Source organism: Deefgea chitinilytica (genome assembly GCF_016881405.1).
Lineage (GTDB): Bacteria > Pseudomonadota > Gammaproteobacteria > Burkholderiales > Chitinibacteraceae > Deefgea > Deefgea chitinilytica.
On sequence record NZ_WOFE01000021.1, the window covers coordinates 1 to 1,380 of the forward strand.

General features: G+C 50.3%; 1 protein-coding gene. It reads left to right on the top strand.

What is annotated here, in order from left to right; all coding sequences use genetic code 11:
- The first annotated feature begins 94 nt into the window (after nucleotides 1-94).
- Nucleotides 95-1,135 (top strand): IS110 family RNA-guided transposase, encoded by a 1,041-nt coding sequence (locus tag GM173_RS15805; protein ID WP_203572357.1) that lies wholly within the window; start codon nucleotides 95-97, stop codon nucleotides 1,133-1,135.
- Nucleotides 1,136-1,380 lie beyond the last annotated feature (245 nt).

Sequence of the window (1,380 nt, forward strand, 5' to 3'; positions counted from 1 at the left end):
TAGGGCAATGGGATGGACTCCTTCCTCCTAATACGGCATCGATGTGCCAGACTGGAAGCGTCAACAAACAGTCGCTAGAAACAAGGAGTCCACCATGAAGATTATGCGCATTGGCATTGATCTTGCCAAACAGGTTTTTCAAATCCACGGCGTCGATGCACAAGAAAAGACCGTTTGCCGCAAGCAACTACGCCGTAATCAAATGGCCGAGTTTTTCTACAAGCTGGAACCTTGCCTGATCGGCATGGAAGCTTGCGCTAGTTCTCATTATTGGGCGCGTACTTTGCTGGCGATGGGGCATACCGTGAAATTGATTGCGCCACAATTTGTGAAACCCTATGTCAAAACCAATAAGAATGACGTCAATGATGCCGAGGCGATTTGCGAAGCACTGAGCCGCCCCACGATGCGTTTTGTGCCAATTAAAACCGTTGAGCAACAGGATTTACAAGCGCTGCACCGCATTCGTTCTGAGTTGATTCATCAGCGCACAGCCAAGGTCAATCAAACTCGGGGTTTGTTGGGTGAATACGGTATTGTGGTTGCACCACGGGTCAATCAGTTACGCAAAGCGTTGCCTGAAATATTGGAAGATGCAGAAAATGGGCTTACTGCTCGCTTTAGAATTTTGCTAGATGGGTTGCGGGCTGATTTGGTGTATTTGGATGAGCAAATTGCCATCCTTGATCAGGAAATGCAGCGACAAGCTAACGAAAATGTAGCTGCGAAAAAACTACAGCAATTGCGTGGAATAGGGCCGATTACCGCGACCGCTTTAGTGGCCGCAATTGGTGATGCCAGTGCATTTAATAAAGGGCGAGATTTGGCCGCTTGGGTTGGCTTAGTGCCCAAGCAGCACAGCAGCGGCGGCAAGGATCGCTTGCTGGGAATTAGTAAGCGTGGTGATGCTTATCTGCGCACCTTATTGATTCATGGCGCACGTGCAGTCATTAAAACAGCAGGTGGTAAAGAGGATCGGCTAAGCCAATGGGTGCAGGCTTTATGTACACGCAGGAATAAAAACATTGCCGCAGTGGCGTTGGCAAATAAGACCATTCGGCTGGCATGGGCGCTACTGACGAGCAAAGAAGATTACGACCCAAACTACGGTTTGGTAGGTGATGCAGCGGCTTGAATCAGCGCTGCGTACAATAGCCCCGGCAACGGGTTGATGAACGAGTCACCGTCTTCACGATTGCAAAGCAAGACGCAGTAATGGCAAACAGGTCGAACCGGCGGTAGCAAAACCTTCACGACCCGTAGTGCTTCGAGCACGCTAGGGCGATCAGGAGTTGCCGCGCGAATAGCCCATTATGGCCCGGACGATTGAGTCCAACTTTGAGGCCGGATATACGTGAGCAGTCGAACCCAAAACCAGAG